The following is a 314-nucleotide window of genomic DNA, read 5'->3' as shown; positions in this document are numbered from 1 at the left end:
GCAAGCCTCTGCGTTCGAGCCAATCAGCGTCCAGGCCAACGACCTGGCCTACGTGCTCTACACCTCCGGCTCCACCGGCCAACCCAAGGGCGTGATGAACGAACACGGCGCCTTGATGAACCGCCTGTACTGGATGCAGGACGCCTTCCCGATTGGCCCGAACGACCGTGTGCTGCAAAAGACGCCATACAGCTTCGACGTATCGGTGTGGGAGTTCTTCTGGCCGTTGATCACCGGCGCGACCCTGGTGGTCGCCCGTCCGGACGGTCATCGCGACCCGGCCTACCTCAGCCAGTTGATCCAGCAGGAACAGG

1 protein-coding gene is annotated in these 314 nt (G+C 63.1%); it reads left to right on the top strand.

The features are described 5' to 3' along the window. A partial coding sequence (locus IB266_RS30540) for an AMP-binding protein (protein WP_192264457.1) occupies positions 1 to 314 on the top strand: 314 nt, incomplete at both ends.

It is taken from the genome of Pseudomonas sp. Pdm06 (assembly GCF_014851795.1).
GTDB classification, from domain to species: Bacteria; Pseudomonadota; Gammaproteobacteria; order Pseudomonadales; family Pseudomonadaceae; genus Aquipseudomonas; species Aquipseudomonas fluorescens_AA.
The sequence above is the reverse complement of the archived record's forward strand: the minus strand, read 5'-3'. Positions and strand labels throughout refer to the sequence as shown.